16 protein-coding genes are annotated in these 23,283 nt (G+C 73.8%); 8 read left to right on the forward strand and 8 right to left on the reverse strand.

Translation table 11 applies throughout. The features are described from left to right. Nucleotides 1-195 precede the first annotated feature (195 nt). From rho to C4U44_RS22220, 4 genes are all read right to left on the reverse strand, one after another. Nucleotides 196-1,344 carry a transcription termination factor Rho gene (gene rho, locus C4U44_RS22205; protein ID WP_103887710.1) on the reverse strand — a complete coding sequence of 383 codons (1,149 nt, stop codon included), beginning with the start codon at nucleotides 1,342-1,344 and terminating at the stop codon, nucleotides 196-198. 348 nt (nucleotides 1,345-1,692) lie between these two features. Beyond that, on the reverse strand, nucleotides 1,693-3,798 hold the full coding sequence (locus C4U44_RS22210; RefSeq protein WP_103887711.1) for a restriction endonuclease: 2,106 nt from the start codon (nucleotides 3,796-3,798) through the stop codon (nucleotides 1,693-1,695). Nucleotides 3,799-3,911: 113 nt separating this feature from the next. Continuing rightward, nucleotides 3,912-5,216, reverse strand: a complete 1,305-nt coding sequence (locus tag C4U44_RS22215) for a D-alanyl-D-alanine carboxypeptidase family protein (protein ID WP_103887712.1) — start codon at nucleotides 5,214-5,216, stop codon at nucleotides 3,912-3,914. 196 nt (nucleotides 5,217-5,412) lie between these two features. Next, nucleotides 5,413-6,405 (reverse strand): LLM class flavin-dependent oxidoreductase, encoded by a 993-nt coding sequence (locus C4U44_RS22220; RefSeq protein ID WP_200823349.1) that lies wholly within the window; start codon nucleotides 6,403-6,405, stop codon nucleotides 5,413-5,415. Nucleotides 6,406-6,567: 162 nt separating this feature from the next. Between C4U44_RS22220 and C4U44_RS22225 the strand changes: the two genes are divergently transcribed. Then, on the forward strand, nucleotides 6,568-7,875 hold the full coding sequence (locus C4U44_RS22225; RefSeq protein ID WP_103887714.1) for a transglycosylase family protein: 1,308 nt from the start codon (nucleotides 6,568-6,570) through the stop codon (nucleotides 7,873-7,875). Here the strand turns inward: C4U44_RS22225 and C4U44_RS22230 are convergent. The 3 genes from C4U44_RS22230 to C4U44_RS22240 form a co-directional block, all read right to left on the reverse strand. After that, the gene (locus tag C4U44_RS22230; protein ID WP_103887715.1) at nucleotides 7,865-8,587 is read right to left on the reverse strand and encodes a phosphatase PAP2 family protein; all 723 of its coding nucleotides are present in this window, start codon (nucleotides 8,585-8,587) and stop codon (nucleotides 7,865-7,867) included. The two genes, C4U44_RS22225 and C4U44_RS22230, sit on opposite strands and share 11 nt — an antisense overlap. A 253-nt stretch (nucleotides 8,588-8,840) precedes the next feature. Next, nucleotides 8,841-9,842 (reverse strand): aldo/keto reductase family protein, encoded by a 1,002-nt coding sequence (locus tag C4U44_RS22235; protein ID WP_103887716.1) that lies wholly within the window; start codon nucleotides 9,840-9,842, stop codon nucleotides 8,841-8,843. 127 nt (nucleotides 9,843-9,969) lie between these two features. Continuing rightward, nucleotides 9,970-10,611 carry a TetR/AcrR family transcriptional regulator gene (locus C4U44_RS22240; protein WP_103887717.1) on the reverse strand — a complete coding sequence of 214 codons (642 nt, stop codon included), beginning with the start codon at nucleotides 10,609-10,611 and terminating at the stop codon, nucleotides 9,970-9,972. 178 nt (nucleotides 10,612-10,789) lie between these two features. On the opposite strand from C4U44_RS22240, the gene C4U44_RS22245 reads away from it, so the two are divergent. After that, nucleotides 10,790-11,845: an aldo/keto reductase gene (locus C4U44_RS22245; RefSeq protein ID WP_103887718.1), complete on the forward strand. Its 1,056-nt coding sequence runs from the start codon at nucleotides 10,790-10,792 to the stop codon at nucleotides 11,843-11,845. A 38-nt stretch (nucleotides 11,846-11,883) separates the two neighbouring features. On the opposite strand, the gene C4U44_RS22250 is transcribed toward C4U44_RS22245, so the two are convergent. Beyond that, nucleotides 11,884-12,546, reverse strand: a complete 663-nt coding sequence (locus tag C4U44_RS22250; RefSeq protein ID WP_103887719.1) for a hypothetical protein — start codon at nucleotides 12,544-12,546, stop codon at nucleotides 11,884-11,886. A gap of 205 nt (nucleotides 12,547-12,751) precedes the next feature. On the opposite strand from C4U44_RS22250, the gene C4U44_RS22255 reads away from it, so the two are divergent. The 6 genes from C4U44_RS22255 to C4U44_RS22280 all read left to right on the forward strand — a co-directional run bounded on the left by C4U44_RS22255 (nucleotide 12,752) and on the right by C4U44_RS22280 (nucleotide 23,195). After that, nucleotides 12,752-14,965, forward strand: a complete 2,214-nt coding sequence (locus C4U44_RS22255; RefSeq protein ID WP_103887720.1) for a HelD family protein — start codon at nucleotides 12,752-12,754, stop codon at nucleotides 14,963-14,965. Between the two features lie 77 nt (nucleotides 14,966-15,042). Then, nucleotides 15,043-17,826: an alpha/beta fold hydrolase gene (locus tag C4U44_RS22260; protein ID WP_103887721.1), complete on the forward strand. Its 2,784-nt coding sequence runs from the start codon at nucleotides 15,043-15,045 to the stop codon at nucleotides 17,824-17,826. After that, nucleotides 17,823-18,734, forward strand: coding sequence for an ABC transporter permease (locus tag C4U44_RS22265; RefSeq protein WP_103887722.1), 912 nt, complete (start codon nucleotides 17,823-17,825; stop codon nucleotides 18,732-18,734). Before C4U44_RS22260 ends, C4U44_RS22265 begins: the two co-directional genes overlap by 4 nt. Nucleotides 18,735-18,990: 256 nt before the next feature. After that, complete coding sequence (locus C4U44_RS22270) at nucleotides 18,991-20,373, forward strand: S53 family peptidase (RefSeq protein ID WP_103887723.1); 1,383 nt, start codon at nucleotides 18,991-18,993, stop codon at nucleotides 20,371-20,373. A gap of 229 nt (nucleotides 20,374-20,602) precedes the next feature. Then, nucleotides 20,603-22,180: a glycosyl hydrolase family 18 protein gene (locus C4U44_RS22275; RefSeq protein WP_103887724.1), complete on the forward strand. Its 1,578-nt coding sequence runs from the start codon at nucleotides 20,603-20,605 to the stop codon at nucleotides 22,178-22,180. 178 nt (nucleotides 22,181-22,358) lie between these two features. Continuing rightward, the gene (locus C4U44_RS22280; protein ID WP_103887725.1) at nucleotides 22,359-23,195 is read left to right on the forward strand and encodes an undecaprenyl-diphosphate phosphatase; all 837 of its coding nucleotides are present in this window, start codon (nucleotides 22,359-22,361) and stop codon (nucleotides 23,193-23,195) included. Nucleotides 23,196-23,283 lie beyond the last annotated feature (88 nt).

Raw genomic sequence — 23,283 nt, forward strand, 5'->3', positions numbered from 1 at the left:
CGGGGTGCGCGCTGCGGCGGCCCGGGCCCTTGGGGAGGTATCCCCGCGTCCCCCTGGGGCGGTGTGGCTCCACCGTGCCTGCCACGGGAGCCCGGCACTGCTGCCGACCCGCACCGGGCGCGCGGTCCGGCGGTGCCTTCCCGGCCTCGGGTCAGCCGTTCTTCCGCTGCGGACGCCCTCGTACCGCGCAGGCCGTCACGCGGCGATCGGCAGGGTCGCACGGGCGCCGCGCAGGAACTCCGCGTTGGTGGCGGTCTCGCGCAGCCGGGCGAGCAGCACCTCCGTCGCCCCGTGCGGGTCGCGCGAGACCAGTGCCCGGCGCAGCCCGTGGCGGACGGTCAACTCCTCGGCAGGGACGAGCAGTTCCTCGCGGCGGGTGCCCGAGGTGCTGATGTCGATCGCGGGGAAGACCCGGCGCTCGGCGAGGGAGCGGTCCAGGTGGAGCTCCATGTTGCCGGTGCTCTTGAGCTCCTCGTAGTAGAAGTCGTCGGCGCGCGAGCCGGTGTCGACCAGGGCGGTCGCCAGGATCGTCAGGGAGCCGCCCTCCTCGGCCAGCCGGGCCGCGCCGAACAGCCGCTTGGGGCCGAGCAGGGCGGCGGCGTCGACACCGCCGGACAGGGTGCGGCCGCTGCCGGCCCCGCTGGTGTTGTGGGCGCGGCACAGCCGGGTGAGGGAGTCCAGCAGGATCACCACGTCGCGGCCCTGCTCGACCATCCGCTTCGCCCGCTCGACGGCGAGCTCGGCGACGGCGACGTGCTGCCGCGCGGGCTGGTCGAACGTCGAGGAGATCACCTCGCCGCGCACGCTCGCCCGCATCTCGGTGACCTCCTCGGGGCGCTCGTCGACGAGCAGCACCATCAGGTGCGCCTCGGGGTGGTTGGCGGCGATCGCCGCGGCGACGGCCTGCAGGACCACGGTCTTGCCGGCCTTGGGCGGGGCGACGATCAGGCCGCGCTGGCCCTTGCCGATCGGCGCCATCAGGTCGATGAGCCGTCCGGCGGCGGCCGACGAGCCCTTGAGCGCCGAACTCTCCAACCGCAGCCGCTCCTTGGGGTGCAGCGGGGTCAGGTCGGCGAAGGCGGGGCGCCGTTCGCCCGGCGGCCGCCCGTTGACGAGATGGACGTCGGCGAGGGTGCCGGGCCGGCCGGCGGCGCCCTCCACCAGGTCGCCCCTGCGCAGCCCGGCCCGGCGGACCAGTGCCTGCGGCACGGCCGGGTCGTCGGGGGAGGGGATCAGGCCGGGGCCGCGCAGCCGGGCCTGACCGCCGCGCTCGGTGTCGAGCACGCCGGTCACCCGCTGCGGCAACTCCTGCCGGTCCAGCGGGCGTTCGAGAATGTCGGTCATGGATGGTCGTCCTTTCGCGGACGGAGGGTTCAGCGCGGCGGCGCTACGCCGCCGGAGGCGTACGGGAGATGCGGCCCGAGCGGAAGGAATTCACGCTCCGGGTGCCGCGAGATGGCCGGCGAGGCGGATCGGCCGGTGACCGGTCGATGGTGGGAAACAGCCCCGCCGTGGAGACAGGCGCCGACGGAAGGACGGACGCCACAAGAGGAACGAACTGGCTCGGATCAGGTCACTCGGACGGAGAACCGAGGGCAGATGCGGGACAAGGCGCCTACAGAAGGGCGCGGACTTTTATGTCCCTGTGGGCACTGTAGCACACGCATGCCGAGTCCCGGCCCGCCGCCGGTGCTACTCCACCTCGATGCCGTGCTCCTGCACCAGGTCGACCAGGCCGGTGGCCCCGGGGTAGCCCTTGCCGCCGGGCACGAAGTTCCAGTCCCCGCCGGGACGCCGGCGGAAGGAGCCGAGGACGAGGGCGGTCTCACCCGGCCGCCCGTCGGAGACGTCCAGCCGGTCGGCCTCGCTGCCCTCCGGGTCGGTCAGGCGTATCCGGGCGTCGGTGAAGCCGGCCAGGTCGGCGTCCGGATTCACCTCGGGGTCGATCGCGGCGACCAGGACCACCCGGTCCGCGGCGGCCGGCAGCCGGTCGAAACTCACCCAGATCGCCGCCTTGTCGCCGCCCAGGCCGGGCATCATCCGCACGCTGCCGTCGGGGGTGCGCGGGTTGTTGTAGAAGACGAAGTGGTCGTCGCCGAGCACCCGGCCGCCCTCGCAGACCAGCGCGCACACGTCCAGGGCCACCTCGCCGGCCCACCACATGCCGAGCACGCTCGCGTCCGGCTCGTCGTCGATCCCGCTGCCCTGGCCCGCCGTTGGGGACCCGGCGGCAGGCGCGGCGGCCGGGGCGCCACCCAACCGGCCCGCCAGGCCGTGCTGGTGCAGCAGTTCCACCAGGTCGGTGCCCGACACCAGGGTCATCGGCTTGCCGTTGGCGAAGGCGTACGACGTCGGGCCGAAGCCCGACGTGGTGATCAGCACGCCCTTGTTGGCGCCGAGCGACTGCACGGTCCCGTACAGGTCGCGCACGGCGCTGGGCGTGACGGTGTTGCGGTACCGCTTGACCTGCACCACGATCTTGCCGCCGCGGATCGGGTCCGGGTCCAGCGCGTCCACGTCCACCCCGCCGTCGCCGGACCGCACGGTGGTGACCGCGCTCATGCCCATCGCCCGGAACAGCTCCGCGACCAGTTCCTCGAACTCCAGCGGGTCCATCGTCAGCAGGTCCGGCTCCTCGCCGCCGCCGTGCGTGACCACCACGCGGCCGGCCTCGCCCGGCTGCCGCACCGGCACCACCGCGGTCCGCCGGTCCGGGCGCGCCGACAACTCCCCGCCCAGGCCGTCGACCAGGCAGTCCACCGGGTTCACCTGCGCGAGGTTCACCGCGGTGAAGTCCTCCCGCGACACCCTCGCGGTCGCCAGGAACACCGGAGTGCGGTGCCCCGTCGCGGGATCGGTGTCGTCGACGAAGCCGTTGAGCGCCACCGAGCCGAGCAGTCCGAAGGTGTCGGCGCCGAACAACTCGCGCAGCACCAGCAGCAGGCACTGCGCGAGCAGGTCCCGGTAGTCCGCCCGCCGTTCGGTGATCGGGCGCGCCACCTCCTTGTCCCGGTCCGCGCCCGGCATGTACCGCACCAGCGCGGCCTCGGGCACCACCGAGAAGGGCGGCAGCTCCCAGTTCAGCACCAACTGCCGCTCGGGCGCCTCGAATGTCGCCGAGACCTGCCGCGGCAGCCCCTCCGGCCATGCCCGCGACGCGTACAGCGCCCCCGTCATGTACTCCTCGACCGCGTCCGGTTCGCCGCCGCGCAGCCGGGCCAGCGAGTCACCCACCTCCGCGTTGTGCCGGCGTATCTCGGCCAGCCGCTGGTCCGCCCAGCGCCCGTAGCGCTCCTGGTAGTCGGCGAGTTGGCGCTGCCGCTGCCCCTCCGCGGCCCGCGCCACCCCCAGGTCGTGCTCGTAGCGCTCCCGGACCTGGCGGTCCTGGCGGCCCAGGCTCCACGCCGAGCGGTGCGCCGGGGCGTACTCCTCCAGCCGCGGCATCACCACCGGTACCGCGAGCGGGCCCGGGGCGAAGGGCTCCAGCTGCTCGGGCAGCATCAGCGACTCGGGCGAGAAGACCGGTGCCGCGCAGCCCGCGCGCAGCAGCCCCGCCAACTCCTCGCCGCGGCGCTCCAGTTCCTCGGTCCGCCGGCGGGCGTCCTCCTCGCGGCGGCGCCGGTACGCGGCCTGCTGCTCCTTCTGCGAGCGGGCCAGCGCGCGCTCGGCGGCCCGCTGCTGCCGCTCGGCGTCTCGCCGCTGCTGCTCCCTGGCCCGGTGCTGAGCCTCCGTCTGCCGTTGCTGCTGGCGCTGGATCTCGGCCCACGTGGACACCGATCCGGTCGAACGACGGCTCATGCGGCTACAGCTCCCCCTCCGGTGGCGTGCGTCAGCGCACCCGCGGGCACCGGCCCGCGCCCACCGCCCGGCCCGACCGCCCGGTCACTGAGCGTACCCCTTGGCCAGGGCTTTCAGCGGCTCTTCGCCGCGCCCCGCCGCCGCAGGACGACCACCGACGCCCCGGCCAGCAGCACCAGCGCGCCACCGACCGCCCAGGCCGCCGGCGAGGCCACCGAGGAACCCGACGACACCGGGGCGGTGTGCGCCTCCTCCGGCGGCTGCGGGGTGGCCGTCGCGCTCCGCGCGGACTGCGGCGCGGTGCCCGCGTCGGCCCGCCGGGCGGGGGCCGCCGCGTTGAGCGTGCCCACCGACGTGGTGCGGTCCACCGCCGAGAAGCCCCAGTCGAGCAGCTTCGTCGCCTCCGTGTAGACCGCGTTGGTCTCGCCGGACTGCGGGTTCATCACCGAGACGAGGATGGTCCGCCCGTTCCTGCGGGCTGCGGCGACCAGCGTGTTGCCCGCGTTCGTGGTGTAGCCGTTCTTCACCCCGACCAGGCCCGGGTACGCGGTGACGCCCTTCTCGCCGGTCAGCAGCCGGTTGGTGTTCTCGATGCCGAAGGACGCGACGTACGACCCGTGCTCGTCGAGGCCGCCGGGGAACTGCGAGTCCTTCGTCGAGGCATAGCGCGCGAAGTCCGGGTTGTTCAGCCCGGCGCGCGCGAACACCGCCAGGTCGTACGCCGAGGAGACCTGCCCCGGTTCGTCGTAGCCGTCCGGGGTGACCACGTGGGTGTCCATCGCGCCCAGCATCCGGGCCTTCGCCTGCATGTCGGCGACGGTCTTGGCGACCGAACCGTTCATATTGGCCAGCACGTGCACGGCGTCGTTGCCGGAGGCGAGGAAGACGCCGCGCCACAGGTCGGCGACGGTGTACGTCTGGCCGGTCTGCACCCCGACCATGCTGCTTCCCTCGCCCAGTCCGGCCAGGTCGGAGTCCTTCACCGTGTGCTTGAGGCCGCTGGGGAAGCGCGGCAGCACCGTGTCGGCGAAGAGCGTCTTGAGGGTGGAGGCGGGCGGCAGTTGGCGGTGCGCGTCCTTGGCGGCCAGCACCTGTCCGGTCCGGGCGTCGGAGACCGTCCAGGACAGCGCGGACAGTCCCGACGGCAGATCGGGCGTGTCGGCGCGGGGCAGCACATGCACGCCCGGCTCGGCGAGCAGGGTCCGGTCCGCCGCAGCCTGGGAGGTGCCGGTGGAGGAGCCCGACGAGTCCTGACCGCTGTCCGACGCGGTCGCGGTGGGCGTCGCGGTGGCCGTCGCGGCGGCCACCGGCACGGCGGTCAGCGCGCTCAGGCAGCAGGCGGCGGCCAGCGCCGCGGCGGGCAGCGCGACGGGCACGGGGAAGCGGCGGGTGGAGCGCAGGGGACGGATGGCGTTCATGTGGTCACCGTAAGAATGATCAACAACTCCGGCGCGATAGCGCCCCCCATACCGGTGAGGCCCGGGTGCCAGAGGGTGATGCCCCGCCGCCAACCGGACGTACCGTCAGATGCCCGCCGGGCGGCTCGCGCCGGCCGCCGCAGATTGCCCACCCCCGGCCGGGCCGGCGAACGCCCCCCGCCGGTCCGGGCGCAGGTCAGCGCCGCAGATCCGCCAGCAGCCGGTAGGACTCCAGCAGTTCGGCCCGGTCGTAGGTACTGGTGGTCACCAGGAACTCGTCCGCCGCGCTACGTGACAGCAGCGACTCCAGCGACTTCGCCACGTCCTCGGGTGTGCCGTGCACGTGCCCGGTCATCGCCTCGTCGAAGCGGTCCCGCTCCGGGCCGGACAGCGCGCCCGGGTCGACCGAGGTGGACGGCACGAGCGGGGGAAAGACGCCGTGGGTACGGGAGTACGCCGTCGCCCGTGCCTCGGGCACCAGCAACCGGCGCGCCTCCTCCCCGGTGGCGGCGACCGCCACGGTGCCGGACAGCACCACGTACGGCGCCGCGGCCCACGCCGAGGGGCGGAACGCGGCACGGTAGCGGTCCACCGCGCGCAGCATCGCGTCCTCGCCGCGAATCCCGCCGATCACCAGCGGGAGGCCGTGCGCGGCGGCCAGGTCGGCGCCGCTGCCGGTGGCGAGCAGGAAGGGTGCCGGGCGCAGTCCCTCGGCGGGCCACGCGTGCACCTGCGGATACGCGCGCTGGCTGCCGTCGAACCAGCCGAGCAGCTCCCGGATCTGCTGGTCGAAGCCGTCCGCGGCCTCCTTGCCGTGGCCGAGCGCCTTGCGCACGCCACCGGTGAAGCCGACCGACCTGCCCAGACCCATGTCGATCCGCCCGGGGAAGAGCGACTCCAGCACCCCGAACTGCTCCGCGACCACCATCGTGCGGTGGTTGGGCAGCATCACTCCGCCGGTGCCGACCCTGATCCGCGAGGTCGCCGAGGCCACGGCGGCCGCCAGCACCGTGGGCGCCGAGCCTGCCACCCCGGGCACGCTGTGGTGCTCCGAGACCCAGAACCGGTGGTAGCCCAGTGCCTCCGCCTGCCGCGCCAGGTCCACCGTCGCCCGCAGCGCCCGCGGCGGGTCCTCGCCCTCGCGGGTACGGGACCGGTCCAGGACCGAGAACGGCGTGTCGCGCAGCAAGGAGGTCACCTGTCGTACAACGCCCCGGATGCGCCGCCTAGTCCCACCTGTGCTGATGCGGGCACTCTTGTGGCCGTGCCGGGGCGGGCCTACATTTGGCCCGCCTCTTTGCCCCGCCCGGACCCGCCCGGGCGCCGGAAGCCCAGGGAAAGGACGCGCGTCATGGCCTTACGCGGACGCCACCGCCGTTACCGTCCGAGCCGGGTCTCCCAGGCGTCGCTGACCGTCACCGCGAGCGGTGCCGGACTCGCCCTGCCGCTGATCGGCATGAGCAGCGCGCAGGCCGCGACCTCCGGGGTGTGGGACAAGGTCGCCAAGTGCGAGTCCTCCGGCAACTGGAAGACCAACACCGGCAACGGCTACTACGGCGGCCTGCAGTTCGCGGCCAGCACCTGGCGGGCGTACGGCGGCGCCGCCTACGCCCCGCGCGCCGACCTCGCCACCAGGAGCGAGCAGATCGCGGTCGCCGAGAAGGTGCTGGACAGCCAGGGGCCGCGCGCCTGGCCGGTCTGCTCGGTACGGGCCGGGCTGACCCGCGAACCGGCCACCGCCTCGCACGCCGTGCCCGTGTCGACCGGCACGAAGAAGACCGCCACGACGCACACGAAGCAGAGCGCGCACCCGGTTCACCCGGCCGCCGCGTCCGACGCCAAGAAGCCCGAGGTCAAGAAGCCGGCCGCCAAGAAGGCGGACGCGACGAAGCCCGCCGCCAAGAAGGCGGACACCAAGACGGCTGCCGGCAAGGGCCGTTACACCGTCGTGCACGGCGACACGCTGTCCGGCATCGCGGCGGACCACCAGGTCAAGGGCGGCTGGCCGGCGCTGTACGCGGAGAACCGCACGGTGGTCGGCGACGACCCCGACCTGATCCTGCCCGGCCAGCGGCTGGCCCTTGCCACGCCCACCGCCGCCCCCGCGAAGGCCGCGCCGAAGAAGACCCCGAAGAAGACCTCCGAGAAGACGGCCGCGAAGCCGGCCACCGCGCCGGCGCACAAGCCGGCCGCGAAACCCGCCGCGAAACCGGCACCGAAGAAGACCCACCCCGAGCCCGCCGCCAAGAAGTCCACCGGCTGGACGCTGCCGGTGCACGCCGCGATCGGCACCGGCTACCACGTCGGCGGCAGCAGTTGGGCCAGCGGCTACCACACCGGTGTGGACTTCCTCGTCGGCACCGGCACGGCGGTGCACGCGGTGGCCTCGGGCACCGTGGTCACCGCCGGGTGGGGCGGGTCGTACGGCTACCAGGTGGTGATCAAGCACGCGAACGGCGAGTACAGCCAGTACGGGCACCTGTCGCAGATCTCGGTGAAGGTCGGCCAGCACGTCAACGAGGGCCAGCGAATAGCCCGTTCCGGGTCGACCGGCAATGCGACCGGGCCGCACCTGCACTTCGAGATGCGCACCGGCCCGGACTACGGCGACGACATCGACCCGCTGACGTTCCTGCGGTCGCACGGCGTCAAGGTCTGACCCCGCTCCCGCGGTCGGGGGCGCTGCCGTCCAGCCGGCGGGCGTACCCGTCCAGCGGCGGCAGCAGCAGGAGCAGGCAGCAGCCCGCGTACAGCCAGCCGCCGAGCACGTCCGTCGGCCAGTGCACGCCCAGGTACACCCGGGAGCAGCCCACCGCGACCGCGGCCACCGCGCACAGCACCGCGAGCGTGCGGCCGACCGCTCCCGGCCAGGCCCTCAGCACGCCCCAGGCCAGCAGGCCGGCGGCCATCGCGCTCGACGAGGTGTGCCCGGAGGGGAAGGAGTACCCCGACACCGACACCGCCCAGTCGGCGGCCGGGGGCCTGGCGCGGTGCAGCGCCGTCGACAGCGCGAGGCGCACCAGCTGTTCGGCCAGCAGGCCCACGACCGCCAGCAGCGCGAGCGGCACCCCGGCACGGGCCGCCGTCCACCGCCCCCGGCTGCCGGCCAGCCAGCCGCCGAGCGCCGCCGCGAGGTAGGGGTACGGCCCGGTGCCGGCGTGCGTCACCCCGCGGGCGGCCGTCGCCCACCCGTGCGGCCGGTGCCGGACCGACCAGCGGTGCGGGCCGGTGTCCACCGGGTACGGGGTGCCGTGCCGCGTCAGCACCACCGCGGCCAGCACCGCGAACGCCAGGGCCAGTCCGGCGGCCCAGCCCAGCGTGCGGCGGGTGTACGGGAGCGGGTGATGCGGGCCGAGCGGCGATCGGGGCATCGGGAGGTCCGCCTTCGGACGTCTGCAGAAAGGTGGTCACCCTACGCGGCGTACCGGGGCGCGGCGGGTTCGCCGCGCCCGGCGCTCCGGCAACGGGCGGGTACGGCGGCGGGACGGCTCGGATCGGGTCCGACGGGGCCCGGCCGGCTCGGACCCGCTCGGACCGATCCTGCGGGGCCCCGACGGGGTCCGGCGGGTACGGCCGCCGCCGTACCCGCCGGACCGGACCCGTCGTCGCGGGCCGGGGCCCGGACTACCGGCGGGCGGGGACGTTCTCGTGGACCTTGCGCGGGTCGGTGATCGCGACCGGCGCGAGGATCTCCTCGATCTTCGCCATCAGGTCGGCGTCCAGCTTCACGCCCGCCGCCTTCGCGTTCTCCGCGACCTGGTCGGGGCGCGAGGCGCCGATGATCGCCGCCGCCACGTTGGGGTTCTGGAGCACCCAGGCGACGGCGAGCTGCGCCAGGGACAGGCCGGCCTCGGCGGCCAGCGGGACGAGCTGCTGCACCCGCTCCAGCAGCTCGTCCCGCATCCAGCGGCTGATCATGTCGGAGCCGCCCTTGCCGTCGGTGGCCCGCGAGCCCTCCGGCGGGAGCTGGCCCGGCTTGTACTTGCCGGTCAGCACGCCCTGCGCGATCGGCGAGAACACCACCTGGCCCATGCCCAGTTCCTCGCAGGTGGGCACGACCTCGCCCTCGATGATCCGCCACAGCGCCGAGTACTGGGGCTGGTTGGAGACCATCGGGATCCGCAGCTCGCGGGCGAGCGCGTGGCCGCGGCGGATCTGGTCCGAGGTCCACTCCGAGACGCCGATGTAGTGCGCCTTGCCGGAGTGCACCACGTCCGCGAACGCCTCCATCGTCTCCTCCAGCGGGGTGGAGACGTCGAAGCGGTGGGCCTGGTAGACATCGACGTGGTCGGTCTGCAGCCGGCGCAGCGAGCCCTCGATGGACTCCGCGATGTGCTTGCGGGAAAGGCCGCGGTCGTTGAGGCCGGGGCCGGTGGGCCAGAAGACCTTGGTGAGGATCTCCAGGCCCTCGCGGCGCTCGCCCTTTAGGGCGCGGCCGAGCACGGACTCCGCGCGGGTCTGGGCGTAGGTGTCGGCGGTGTCGAAGGTGGTGATGCCCGCGTCGAGGGCCGCGCGCACGCACGCGGTCGCCGCGTCCTCCTCCACCTGGGAGCCGTGGGTGAGCCAGTTTCCGTAGGCGATCTCGCTGATGAACAGGCCGCTGCGGCCGAGGTGACGGTATTCCATGGTGATCGACTCTATTGCGCCACCTCGGAGGGGTGGCGGGCGCCTCCGGTTCTTCGCCGTTCCGGCGGTGGGAGGCGCCGGATCGGGCGCTTCCGGGCGCTTGTCGGGTCGTGTCCGCGCGGCGCCGTCACGGCGCGGGGGAGGGGCGTACGTAGGCACCGGCGCGGGTGGCGGCCGCGGTGGCCGCGGCGGCCCGGTCCGCGGCAGCCGGGTCGAGCGGCTCGGCGGTGGTGAGCAGGCGGTAGTAGAGGGGCGCGGAGACCGCGCGGATCACCTCGTGGGCGTCGGTGCCCGCGGGTGCCTCGCCCCGGTCGACGGCCTGCCGGACGCAGGGCGCCCACTCCCTGACGCGGACGTCGTAGAAGCGGTGCAGGGCCTCGGCGGTCCTCGGCTCGCACGTGGCGGCGGCGATCACCGCCCGGAACAGCGCGCCCTGCCGCGGGTCGGCCAGCGTGCGCTGGACCAGCCGGGCGTTGGCGGTGAGGTCGCCGAGCAGGGAGCCGGTCTCGCTGCGCGGCAGCGAACTCTCGGCCATGTCCGTGAGCAGGTCGGCCACGAGGCCGGTCACCGTGCCCCAGCGGCGGTAGACGGTGGTCCGGCCCACCTCGGCGCGGCGGGCAACGTCGGCGAGGTCGAGGTGGGCGAAGCCCTGCTCGGCCAGGGCGTCCCCGGCCGCGTCCAGGACCGCCGCCCGCACCCGCGCCGTACGCCCGCCCGGCCGGAGGGTCCCCGGCTCCGCGCTCGCCGGCGTGCCATGCTCCGCATTCATAAACGGGACCCCAGTTTCGTTAATCGCTCGCAGCTGCTACCGTCGGGGACAGGTTAACGGAACTCCAGACCCGTTAGCCAGAAGGCGGGGCCGTCCGCCGCCGCGGCACAGCGGCGTACGGAAGCGGACGGCACCGGCGGACGGCGGCGACGGGCGGCGAGCGGACCAAGGAGCGGTCATGGAATACAGGCGACTGGGTGCGTCGGGGCTCGAGGTCCCCGCGCTGAGCTTCGGTGCCGGCACCTTCGGGGGACAGGGGCCGCTCTTCGGCGCCTGGGGCACCACGGACGCCCGCGAGGCGCGCCGCCTGGTGGACATCTGCCTGGACGCCGGGATCACGATGTTCGACACGGCCGACGTCTACTCCGGCGGGGCGTCCGAGGAAGTCCTGGGCGAGGCGATCAAGGGCCGCCGGGACCAGGTGATCGTGTCCACCAAGACCAGCCTGCCGACGGGTGACGGACCGGGCGACGCCGGCTCCTCCCGGTCGCGCCTGATCGCCGCGTGCGAGCACGCCCTGCGCCGGCTCGGCACCGACCGGATCGACCTGTTCCAGCTGCACGCCTTCGACGCGGCCACGCCGATCGAGGAGGTGCTGGCCACGCTGGACGACCTCGTGCGCGCCGGCAAGGTCCGGTACGTGGGGGTCTCCAACTTCTCCGGCTGGCAGGTGATGAAGTCCCTCGCCGTCGCGGAGAAGTACGGCCGCCCGCGCTACGTCGCGCACCAGGTCTACTACTCCCTCGTCGGCCGCGACTACGAGTGGGAGCTGATGCCGCTGGCGGCCGACCAGGGCATCGGGGCGGTGGTCTGGAGCCCGCTCGGCTGGGGGCGGCTCACCGGCAGGATCCGCCGCGACCAGCCGATGCCCGCCGCCAGCCGGCTGCACAGGACCGCCGACTTCGGACCGCCGGTGGAGGAGGAGCACCTCTACCGCGTGGTCGACGTCCTCGACGAGATCGCCCGGGAGACCGGCCGGGCCGTCCCGCAGATCGCCCTCAACTGGCTGCTCCAGCGGCCGACCGTCTCCTCCGTGATCATCGGCGCCCGCAACGAGGAGCAGTTGCGGCAGAACCTCGGGGCCGTCGGCTGGGCGCTCACGCCCGACCAGACGGCCCGGCTCGACGCGGCGAGCAGCAGGACGGCGCCCTACCCGTACTTCCCCTACCAGCGCCAGGAGGGTTTCGCGCGGCTCAACCCGCCGATGACCGGCCCCACGCCCGCCGCGGCCTGACCCGTCGTCAGGGTCGGGCGCGCCGACCGGCGGAGCGCTCAGGCGTGGCGGGGCGAGACCAGCAGGTACGGGTCGCCGCCGCGGGTGCGGTGCTCGGTCGCCTGCCAGCCGCGCGGGCCGAGCAGCGCGGCCACCCGGGCGAGCGCGGCGGGACCGGAGCCGGTCGCGGACCAGGTCACCTCGACCAGTCCCGGGTGGCCGGCGGGCGCCACCCGGTAGCCCGCCGGACCGCCGCGGTGGGGCGGCACCCCTGCGGCCTCCAGTGCCAGTGCCACGGCATGCACCGGCCGCTCGCGCTCCCACGCGGCCGGCACCTCCACCGCGCCGTCCCCCAGCACGGCCCGGATCTGGCGCAGCCCCTCCCACGCGGCGGCCACCTCCGCGGCCCGCCCGGCCGCGGCCGGCGCCGCGCCGGAGCCGTCGTCCGCGACGAACTGCCCCCGGCCCGCACCGACTTCGGTGCGCTCCGGGTCCGGCGCGGAAGAGGAGTCCGAGGGCGCGGGCGCGGCCGCCGCGGACAGCTCCGCCCGCACCCGCCGCCCCTCCGGTGTCAGGTAGAACTGCCCCGACCGGGCGTGCCGCACCGCCAACCCGGCGGCCGCCAGGCCGGTGCACACCTCACCGCGCGCCGTCACCCGGCCCGTCGACGGGTCGGACCCCGTCACCGCCCTGCGCTGCGCCGCCGTCAGCCCCTTGCCCACACCGACGACCGTATCCCGCACGTCCGACAGGCAGCGCCCGCCGCGGCCCGAACGAGAAAATCCCCGCCCCGCAATTGCGGAGCGGGGATTTCCCCGCGTATATTAGGTTTTTCTGTGTGCCCACAGAAAAAGCCCCTACAAAGGGGCTGATGAACGACAGCATATCCGACAGGGAGCGATCTTGTCAACTCGCGAAAGCGTCGAATTGCAGCGCGAGCAGGAATTCATCGACCGGCTCTACGAACGTGTAAGCGTGCTGCGCGAGGACGCCGCGGAAGGCGTCGAGGACGCGCTGGCCCCGGTGGGGAACGGCCTGCAGGCCCGCGTCGAACGCGACGTGCTGGTCGCCGAGCGGTCCGGGCTGCTGTCCGCCCTGAATGCGGTGGACGGCTCGCTGTGCTTCGGCCGTATCGATCTGCACGACGGCAGCGCGCACCATATCGGCCGGATCGGAATTCGCGAGGACGACACCGACCGCACCCCCCTGCTGATCGACTGGCGGGCACCGGTCGCCCGCCCGTTCTATCTCGCCACCGGCCATACGCCCATGGGCCTGCGCCGGCGCCGGCACATCAGCACCGACGGCCGCACGGTGACCGAGCTGCACGACGAGATCCTCGATCTCGGGGACCGCGAGCGCAGCGGGTTCGAGGACCCGAGCGGCGACGCCGTGCTGCTCGCCGCGCTCGGCTCCGCCCGCACCGGCCGGATGGGCGACATCGTGCGGACCATCCAGGCGGAGCAGGACCGCGTCATCCGCGCACCGCACCGCGGCGTCCTCGTCGTCGAGGGCGGCCCCGGCACCGGCAAGACCGCGGTCGCGCTGCACCGCGCGGCGTACCTGCTGTACGAGCACCGCGAGTTGCTGGCCAAGCGCGCGGTCCTGATCGTGGGCCCCAACCCCGCCTTCCTGCGGTACATCGGGGAGGTGCTGCCCGCCCTCGGGGAGACCGGGGTCATGCTCGCCACGCAGGCGGAGCTCTTCCCGGGCGTCCACGCGCGCGGCACCGACAGCCCGCGTGCGGCGGTGGTCAAGGGCGGCGCGGGGATGGCCGAGGCGCTCGCGCTCGCGGTGCGCGACCGCCAGGCGCTCCCCGAGCCCGGGGCGCCGATGATCATCCGGCACGACGACGGGGACCTCGTGCTGGACTGGGAGATCGCCTACGAGGCGCGGCAGGCCGCCCGCGACAGCCGGCTCCCGCACAACCTCGCCCGCCCGCACTTCGCGTTCCACCTGATCGACGCCCTCACCACCCAACTCGCCGACCGCATCGGCGCGGACCCGTACGGCGGTCCCAACTTCCTCGGGCCCGACGACATCGCCCAGCTGGCCAAGAGCGTCGCCGCCAGCGACGAGGTGCACGCCGCCGTGGCGGAGCTGTGGCCGCTGCTCACCCCCGAGGAGTTCCTCGCGGACTACCTGGCCGAGCCGGTCTACCTCCCGGACGAGGACGCCGCGGCCGTCCGCCGTGCGCCCGGGGAGCGGGAGTGGACCCCGGCCGACGTGCCGCTGCTCGACGAGGCCGCCGAACTGCTGGGGACCGACGACAGCGCGGAGCGGGCCGCGGCCGAGGCCCGGCGCCAGGAGCGGGTCGTCTACGCGCAGGGCGTGCTGGAGCTCTCCCGGGGATCGGAGACCCACGAGTTCGAGGACGAGGAGTCCGAGGTCCTGGCTGCCCACGACATCATCGACGCCGAACGCATGGCGGAGCGGCAGGAGGAGGACGATCACCGCAGCGCGGCCGAGCGGGCCGCCGCCGACCGGACCTGGGCGTTCGGGCACATCATCGTCGATGAGGCGCAGGAACTGTCGCCGATGGCCTGGCGGCTGCTGATGCGCCGGTCCCCGACCCGCTCGCTGACCCTGGTCGGCGATCCGGTGCAGACCTCCGAGGGCGCGGGCGGCGTCGGTTCGTGGGAGAAGATCCTCCGCCCCTACGTCGGCGACCGTTTCACGCATGTGCGGCTGGGCGTCAACTACCGCACGCCCGCGGAGATCATGGAGCTGGCCGCCGGTGTCGTCCGGGCCCAGGACCCGTCGTTCGAGCCGCCCGGATCGGTGCGGTCCACCGGGGAGAAGCCCTGGACGCGATCGGCCGGCGCGGACCTCGCCGGCGAAGTGGCCCGGGCCGTCGCCGAGATGACGCCGGAGGAGGGGCGGCTCGGGGTGATCGCGCCGCGGGAGCTGCACGAGGAGATCGCGGCCCGGCTCGACGGGATCACGGCGGGCGCGGAGCCCGATCTCACCCGTCCGGTGGTGCTGCTCGACCCGCGGGAGGCGAAGGGGCTGGAGTTCGACCACGTGCTGGTCGTGGAGCCGGGGCGGTTCGGGACCAGCGACCTGTACGTGGCGCTGACCCGCGCGACCCAGCGGCTGGGCATCGTGCACCGTGAGCCGCTGCCCGAGCCGCTGCGCTGACGTTCGCGGGACGCGCCGCGGGCGGACGCCCTCCCGGCGGACGCTGCCACGTGCCGGGCACCGCCTAGGATCTGAGGATGGATCTTCGGTGGCCGCGCGGCAGGAAGTGGTTCGCGGCGGTGGGGGCGTTCGCCGTCGTGGCGGTGGGCGGCGTCGTCACGGGGACGGCGGCGGGGCACGGCGGGGGAGCGGGGGTGCACCGCAGCGACGCCATGCTGACCGGCGCCGGGGGAGTGCGGCTGGACACCTCCTACTTCACCGACGGCGGCACCGGGCGCCGGCCCGCGGTGCTGCTCGCCCACGGGTTCGGCGGCAGCAAGGACGACGTGCGCGGCCAGGCCGAGGCGCTGGCCGCGCACGGCTACGCGGTACTGACCTGGTCCGCGCGGGGCTTCGGCGCGTCCGGCGGCCGGATCGGGCTCAACGCGGAGAACGGCGAGGTCGCGGACGTCAGCCGGCTCATCGACTGGCTCGCGGCCCGCCCCGACGTCCAGCTCGACGCCCCCGGCGACCCGCGCGTCGGCGTCTCGGGGATCTCCTACGGCGGGGCGATCTCGCTGCTCGCGGCGGGATACGACCACCGGGTCGACGCGATCGCGCCCCGCGAGACGTACTGGAACCTCGCCGACGCGCTGCTGCCCGACGGCGTGTACAAGAAGCTGTGGGGCGGCATCCTCTTCTCGGGCGGCTCGGCGCAGAACGCGTCGTCCGCCGGCGGCGCGCCGACGGTCACCGGCGCACCCACGACCGCACCCGCGGGCGGCGGTTCGGCGACCGGCGGCGCGCCCGGCAGCCCGCGGTCCGCCGCCGAGAGCCCCGCGGCCGCACCGGCCGCCTCGCCCGACCCCGTCTGCGGCCGGTTCGAGCCGTCGATCTGCGACCTCTACCAGCGCATCGCCACCACCGGGCAGCCCGATGCGGCCGACCGGGCCCGGCTCGCCGCGCTGAGCCCGTCCGCCGTCGCCAGCCGGATCAAGGTGCCCGCGCTGATCGTGCAGGGGCAGACCGACTCCCTCTTCACGCTCGCCCAGTCCGACGCCATGGCCAAGGCGATCACGGCGAACGGCGCCCCGGTGGCGATGGACTGGATCGCCGGCGGCCACGACGGCGGCAACACCGAGGACGCTCGGGTGGACGGCCGGGTCACGGCGTGGTTCGACCACTACCTCAAGCACGACACCGGCGTGAGCACCGGCCCGGGCTTCCGCGTCACCCGCACCGGCGGCCTGAACTCGACCGACGGAACGGTGGTGCTGCGCGGCGCGAGCGCGGACCGCTACCCGGGGCTGGCCGGCGGCGCCGAGCGGGTCCCGCTGACCGGCGCGGCCCAGCGGATCACCAACCCCGCCGGGGGCGCGCCGCCCGCGATCTCGGCGGTGCCGGGTTCGGGGTCGATCTCCGCGCTCGCCCAGCTCGGCGCGAGCGCGGCGGTGGACTTCCCCGGCCAGTCCGCCCGGTTCGTCTCCGCGCCGCTGCGCCGGGCCACCACGCTGACCGGTGCGCCGGCCGTCACCGTCAAGGTCGCGACCACCGCGCCCCAGGCGGTGCTGTTCGCGAAGCTCTACGACGTCGGCCCGAACGGCAAGGAGACGCTGCCGGAGGGCCTGGCCACGCCGGTACGGGTGGCCGGTGCGCCGTCGGGCCGCACCGTGCGCATCGCACTCCCCGCGGTCGACCACGAGTTCGCGGCCGGGCACCGGATGGCGCTGGTCCTGGCCAGCACCGACCTCGGCTACGCGACGCCCGCCGCGCCGGCCACGTACACCGTCGCCCTGGCCGGTCCGGCGCTGACCGTTCCCACCGACCGCGCGCTGAGCGCCGACGCGAGCCCGCTGCCGTGGTGGACGTGGGTGCTGCCGCCGGTCGCGGTGGTGGTGGCCGCACTGCTGCTGGTCACCGGCCGCCGCCGGGTCCGGCCCCGCGCGGCCGACCCGGAGCTGGCCGCGGTGCCGCTGCGGATCAGCGGGCTGAGCAAGCGGTACGCGAAGTCCGCGGACCGGTACGCGGTGCGGGAGCTGACCTTCCAGGTGGAGCCCGGCCAGGTGCTGGGGCTGCTCGGGCCGAACGGCGCCGGGAAGACCACCACCCTGCGGATGCTGATGGGCCTGATCCGGCCGGACGAGGGGGAGATCCGGGTGTTCGGGGAGGCGGTGCGGCCGGGCGCGCCGGTGCTCTCCCGGGTCGGCGCCTTCGTCGAGGGGGCGGGCTTCCTCCCGCACCTGACCGGCCGCCAGAACCTTGACCTGTACTGGCAGGCGACCGGGCGGCCGGAGGAGGACGCGCACCTCGCCGAGGCGTTGCGGATCGCCGGTCTCGGCGACGCGCTGCAGCGCGCGGTGCGGACGTACTCCCAGGGGATGCGGCAGCGGCTGGCGATCGCGCAGGCCATGCTCGGGCTGCCGGACCTGCTGATCCTGGACGAGCCCACGAACGGCCTCGACCCGCCGCAGATCCGGGAGATGCGCGAGGTGATGATCCGCTACGCCGGGACCGGCCGGACCGTGATCGTCTCCAGCCACCTGCTGGCGGAGGTCGAGCAGACCTGCACCCACCTGGTGGTCATGGACCGCGGGCGGCTGGTCACGGCCGGCCCGGTCGCGGAGATCGTCGGCTCGGCGGACACCGTACTGGTCGGCGTGGCGGGCGAGTTGACGCAGGAGCTGGTGGACACGGCGGCCGCGCTGCCCGCGGTGGCGACGGCGGTGCGCGCCGAGGACGGGCTGCTGGTCGTCATGGCGGGTGGGGCGACACCGGCCGAGCTGGTGGCCGAGCTGGTCCGGCTCGGCGTGCCGGTGGCGCGCGTCGGCCCGCACCGCGGCCTGGAGGACGCCTTCCTGACCCTGATCGGAGGCTCGGCATGAGCACCGCACCCGCCGCACCCGTGCCCGACCTGCCCGAGCTCCCCGACGACCCGGGGGCGTCCGGGGCGGCCACCGCGCCCGGCTACCGGCCCGGCCGCACGCTGCGGCTGCGGGTGGAGGCCCGCCGCCAGTTGCGCAGGCGCCGCACGATCGTGGTGGCGGCGCTGCTGGCGCTGCTGCCGTTCGTGCTGATGGCCGCGTTCGCCATCGGCGGCACCCCCAGCGACGGCGGCAACGGGCCGACGCTGATCGACACGACCACCTCCTCCGGGGCGAACTTCGCGGCGACCTGCCTGTTCGTGTCGGCGGGCTTCGTCCTGGTGGTGCCGGTCGCGCTCTTCTGCGGGGACACGGTCGCCTCCGAGGCGGGCTGGTCGAGCCTGCGCTACCTGCTGGCCGCGCCGGTGCCGAGGGCCCGGCTGCTCGCGGTGAAGCTCACCGTGGCGCTCGGCTTCAGCGCCGTCGCGCTCGTGCTGCTGCCGGCGATCGCGCTGGCGGCGGGCACCGCGGCGTACGGCTGGGGGGACCTGGAACTGCCGACCGGGGGCACGATCGCGCCCGGCGGGGCCGCCGCCCGGCTGGCGATCGCGATCGGGTACATCTTCGTCGGGCAGCTCGTCACCGCGGCGCTGGCGTTCTGGCTGTCCACGGTCACCGACGCGCCCCTGGGCGCGGTGGGCGGCGCGGTCGGGCTGACCATCATCGGCAACGTGCTGGACGCGGTGACCGCGCTGCACCGGTGGCGCGACGTGCTGCCCGCGCACTGGCAGTTCGCCTGGCTGGACGCGATGCAGCCGGCCACGGAGTGGACCGGGATGATCGAGGGCACCTCCCTCTCGGTGTCGTACGCGGTGGTGCTCACCGCGCTCGCGTTCCGCGGCTTCCGCACCAAGGACATCGTGTCCTGACGGCCCATGGGGGACCGTCGCCGCCTGCCTGGGTCGACATCCACGCCGAAGTGGGCGGGAACCGGTTCGTGCTGACAGCGCGTCGGATCGACGTGTCATGGTCATGGCATCGTAAAATTATCGGCCGTTCGGGTAAAACGACGGATGCCGAACGGCGAACTCCCTTGTCCTGGGCATGATCTATCGGTGTGATCACCGCAGCCGTTCCCGTGACGGCCGCACCATGCCAGGAGAGCCCTCCACGCAAGGAGAGTCCATGCGCACACCTCGCCCGCGGCCGCGCGCCGTGGTCGCGGCGGCTGGGGCCACCGCCCTCACCGCCGCCGCTCTGATGGCCGCTCCGCTCACCGGTGCCGCGTCCGCCTCGGCCGGCCACGCCGCCCCCGCGGTCAAGCCGGTGCCCGCCGTCGTCGGGCACGAGCTGGTCAAGGGGGCCGGCAGCCCGCTGACCATCGCCCAGTGCCAGGCCCAATGGGGCATCAACTGCTACACGCCGGTGCAGTACCGGCAGGCGTACGACCTCAACCCGCTGTACCGCGCGGGCGTCACCGGCAAGGGCCGGACCATCGTGATCGTCGACTCCTTCGGCTCGCCGACGATCCAGCACGACCTCGACGTGTACAGCAAGCAGTTCGGCATGCCCAGCACCAAGGTGCAGGTGGTCAAGTGGGGCAACGTGCCGCCCTTCGACCCGACCAACCCCGACCACACCGGCTGGGCCGGCGAGAGCACGCTGGACGTCGAGATGGCGCACGCGATCGCCCCGGCCGCGCACATCGTGCTGCTGGAGACGGGCGTGGCCGAGACCGAGGGCGTCACCGGCCTGCCGGAGATGATGGACGGCGAGAAGGCGCTGATCGACCGCGGGGTCGGCGACGTCATCACGCAGAGCTTCGGCGCCACCGAGAACACCTTCCCCGGTTTCGACAAGGGCGACTTCTCCAGCATCCGGAACCTGCGCTACGCCTTCGAGGACGCGGCGCGGCACGGCGTGACGGTGCTCGGCTCCTCCGGCGACGGCGGGGCGACCGACGCGACCGAGGACGGCAGCAGCAACTACCCGTACCGGGTGAACTCCTGGCCGTCCGCCGACCCGCTGGTCACCTCGGTCGGCGGCACCCAGCTCCACCTGGACCAGGCCGGCAACCGCACCGCGCCGGAGAGCGTGTACAACGACAACGGCGCGGGCGGCGGCGGCCAGTCGCACGTCTTCGCCCGGCCGTCGTACCAGAACGGCGTGAAGAGCGTGGTGGGCGCGCAGCGCGGCACCCCGGACATCTCGATGGCCGCGGCCGTCGACGGCGGTGCCTGGGTGTACTCCAGCTACGACCCGACGCAGGTCGGCTGGGACGTCTACGGCGGTACCAGCGAGGCCAGCCCGCTCTTCTCGGGCATCGTGGCGCTGGCCGACCAGGTCGCCGGGCACCGCGTCGGCGACATCCACACCGCGCTCTACGCGCTCGCCAAGGGCACCGGGAAGTTCGGCGGCGTGGTCGACGTCAAGGACGGCACGAACAACACCTACGACGGCGTCACCGGCTACACCGCGGTGAAGGGCTACGACATGGCCACCGGCGTCGGCACCGTGGACGCGGCGAAGTTCGTCCCCGCGCTCGCGCTGCTCAGCCCGCTGGGCTGAGGCGAGCCGAGCGGGACCGCCGCCGCGCCCTCCTGGCAGGGCGCGGCGGCGGTCCTTGGTGTTTCCGGGGTCCGGTGGCCCGCCGCGCGGAGGGGTGGAAGCCGCCAACGGCGTTATCTGTAAAGACTCTTGACAGTTGGGTGGTCCAGACCAAACAGTATGGGTCAGCATTGGTCCAGACCAGCATGGCCCCCTGTGCTGGGACCCCCCATCGAAGGGAGCGCGGTCCATGACCGGACCCGTTCGCAGACCTCTCCGCGCCCTGCTCACCGGCCTCGTCACCGCCGCGGCCTCGGCCGGCCTGGCGCTGACCGGCGCCGGCGGCGCGCACGCCGCCGCCCCCCAGGCCACCGCCGCCACGGCACTTCCCAGCCACGTCTTCGCCCCGTACTTCGAGGCGTACAACGGCGACAGCCTGTCCGGGCTGGCCGGCGCGTCGGGCAACAAGTACCTGACGATGGCGTTCATCCAGACCCCGTCGCCCGGCTCCTGCACGCCGTACTGGAACGGCGACACCTCCCTGCCGATCGCCTCCTCCAGCTTCGGCAGCGACATCAGCAGCATCCAGGCGGGCGGCGGCGACGTCATCCCGTCCTTCGGCGGCTACGCGGCCGACGACGGCGGTACCGAGATCGCCGACAGCTGCACCAACGTCAGCTCCATCGCCGCCGCGTACGAGAAGGTCATCACCACCTACAACGTCAGCCGGATCGACCTCGACACCGAGGACAACTCGCTGACCAACGCGGCCGGCATCGACCGCCGCAACAAGGCCGTCAAGATGGTGCAGGACTGGGCGGCGAGCAACGGCCGCACCGTGCAGTTCTCCTACACCCTGCCGACCACCACGCACGGCCTGACCACCGGCACCGCCGGTGACGGCTCCGGGCTGTCCGTGCTCCAGAACGCGGTCTCCAACGGCGTGAAGCTCGACGTCGTGAACCTCATGACGTTCGACTACTACGACGGCGCCACGCACAACATGGCCACCGACACCGAGACGGCCGCGCAGGGTCTGCACGACCAGCTCGCCACGCTGTACCCGTCGAAGACCGACGCGCAGCTGTGGGCGATGATCGGTGTGACCGAGATGCCGGGCATCGACGACTACGGCGCCGCCGAGACCTTCACCACCGCCAACGCCACCACCGTCTACAACTGGGCGGTCGGCAAGGGCATCAACACCCTGTCCTTCTGGGCACTCCAGCGTGACAACGGCGGCTGTCCCGGCCAGGGCGGCTCGGACTCCTGCTCCGGCACCACACAGAGCACCTGGCAGTTCAGCCAGACCTTCGAGCCGTTCTCCGGCGGCAGCAGCACCACCCCGCCGCCGGCCAACGACTTCTCGGTGTCGCTGAGCCCGGCCTCCGCCTCCGTGGCGGCCGGCTCCTCGGCCACCTCCACCGTGAAGACCGCCGTGTCCTCCGGTTCCGCGCAGTCCGTCGCGCTCGGCGTCAGCGGCGCCCCGGCCGGCGTCACCGCCTCGGTCAGCCCGGCCTCGGTCACCGCGGGCGGCAGCGCGACCCTGTCGGTCGCCACCACCTCGGCGGCGAAGGCCGGCACCTACACCCTGACCGTCACCGGCAAGGCCGGCAGCACCACCCACACCGCGGCCTACACCCTGACCGTCACCGGGGGCAGCAGCGGCGGCTGCACCGCCCAGCCCTGGTCGTCGTCGGCGATCTACGTCGGCGGTGACACCGTCTCCTACGGCGGCCACACCTGGCTGGCCAAGTGGTGGACCACCGGGGAGACCCCCGGGACCACCGGCGAGTGGGGCGTGTGGCAGGACGAGGGCGCCTGCTGAGGCGGCCGGGAGCCGACCCCGGTCGGCCCCGAAGTCGTACCGCGACCGCTGATCCTCTAGAGTCTGTCCGGACGTCTACGCGAATGTAGTCGAGTCGGAGCGGGCCGGGCATGCCACGGGCGTGCCCGGTCCGTCCGCACTTCCGGAAGACCAGAAGACCAGGGGACGGAAACCACCCATGAGCGCCATCGGCGTCGGCCAGGCAGCCATTCTCGGCATCGTGGAAGGACTGACCGAGTTCCTGCCGGTCTCCTCCACGGGCCATCTCAAGCTGGTCGAGGGCCTGATGCACATCCCCGTCGACGACGACGCCGTGGTCGGCTTCACCGCGGTGATCCAGGTCGGCGCGATCGCCGCGGTGTTCGTCTACTTCTTCAAGGACATCGCGCGGTTCGTGACCGCATGGCTGCGCGGTCTGACCGATCGCCGGGAGCGCACCAACCACGACTACAAGTTCACCTGGTGGGTGATCTACTCGACCATCCCCATCGTGATCGTCGGGCTCGCCGCCAAGCCGCTCATCGACGGCCCGCTCGGCTCGCTGTGGGTGGTGGCGTTCTCGCTGATCATCGGCAGCGGGGTGATGTGGGCCGCGGAGCAGATGGCCCGCTTCAAGCGCGGCGAGCAGGACGTCACGATCAAGGACGCGATGATCGTCGGCTGCTCCCAGATCCTCGCGCTGCTCTTCCCCGGCTTCTCCCGTTCCGGCGCGACGATCTCCACCGCCCTCATCCGGGACCTGGACCGGATGGCCGCCACCCGGCTGTCGTTCTTCCTCGGCCTGCCCGCGCTCACCGGCGCCGGGCTGTACGAGCTCAAGGACGCCACCAGCGGGGGCGTCAGCACCTCCGCGCTCGCCATCGGGACCCTGGTCTCCTTCGTGGTCGCCTACGCCTCCATCGCGTGGCTGCTGAAGTTCGTGGCGCGGCACTCGTTCAACTCCTTCGTGCTCTACCGGATCGTGGTCGGCGTGCTGATCATCGGCCTGCTGGCGACGAACACGGTCAACTCCTGAACCCAACCGCCCGGCATAGTTCACGACTTATTTTTTGATGTGTATTGACTCCTCGCTGGTCTGGACCTAGCGTCCTGACCGCATCGCG

Origin of the sequence: Actinacidiphila yanglinensis (assembly GCF_900107965.1) — a bacterium.
In the GTDB taxonomy this organism is placed as follows: domain Bacteria; phylum Actinomycetota; class Actinomycetes; order Streptomycetales; family Streptomycetaceae; genus Actinacidiphila; species Actinacidiphila yanglinensis.

Bases quoted from the DNA above. Each gene is read 5' to 3' on its own strand.
- C4U44_RS22270 (WP_103887723.1), top strand. From the start codon at position 18,991: ATGCGCACACCTCGCCCGCGGCCGCGCGCCGTGGTCGCGGCGGCTGGG.
- C4U44_RS22265 (WP_103887722.1), top strand. From the start codon at position 17,823: ATGAGCACCGCACCCGCCGCACCCGTGCCCGACCTGCCCGAGCTCCCC.
- C4U44_RS22235 (WP_103887716.1), bottom strand. From the start codon at position 9,842: ATGGAATACCGTCACCTCGGCCGCAGCGGCCTGTTCATCAGCGAGATC.
- C4U44_RS22280 (WP_103887725.1), top strand. From the start codon at position 22,359: ATGAGCGCCATCGGCGTCGGCCAGGCAGCCATTCTCGGCATCGTGGAA.
- C4U44_RS22245 (WP_103887718.1), top strand. From the start codon at position 10,790: ATGGAATACAGGCGACTGGGTGCGTCGGGGCTCGAGGTCCCCGCGCTG.
- C4U44_RS22275 (WP_103887724.1), top strand. From the start codon at position 20,603: ATGACCGGACCCGTTCGCAGACCTCTCCGCGCCCTGCTCACCGGCCTC.
- rho (WP_103887710.1), bottom strand. From the start codon at position 1,344: ATGACCGACATTCTCGAACGCCCGCTGGACCGGCAGGAGTTGCCGCAG.
- C4U44_RS22260 (WP_103887721.1), top strand. From the start codon at position 15,043: ATGGATCTTCGGTGGCCGCGCGGCAGGAAGTGGTTCGCGGCGGTGGGG.
- C4U44_RS22210 (WP_103887711.1), bottom strand. From the start codon at position 3,798: ATGAGCCGTCGTTCGACCGGATCGGTGTCCACGTGGGCCGAGATCCAG.
- C4U44_RS22230 (WP_103887715.1), bottom strand. From the start codon at position 8,587: ATGCCCCGATCGCCGCTCGGCCCGCATCACCCGCTCCCGTACACCCGC.
- C4U44_RS22215 (WP_103887712.1), bottom strand. From the start codon at position 5,216: ATGAACGCCATCCGTCCCCTGCGCTCCACCCGCCGCTTCCCCGTGCCC.
- C4U44_RS22225 (WP_103887714.1), top strand. From the start codon at position 6,568: ATGGCCTTACGCGGACGCCACCGCCGTTACCGTCCGAGCCGGGTCTCC.
- C4U44_RS22240 (WP_103887717.1), bottom strand. From the start codon at position 10,611: ATGAATGCGGAGCATGGCACGCCGGCGAGCGCGGAGCCGGGGACCCTC.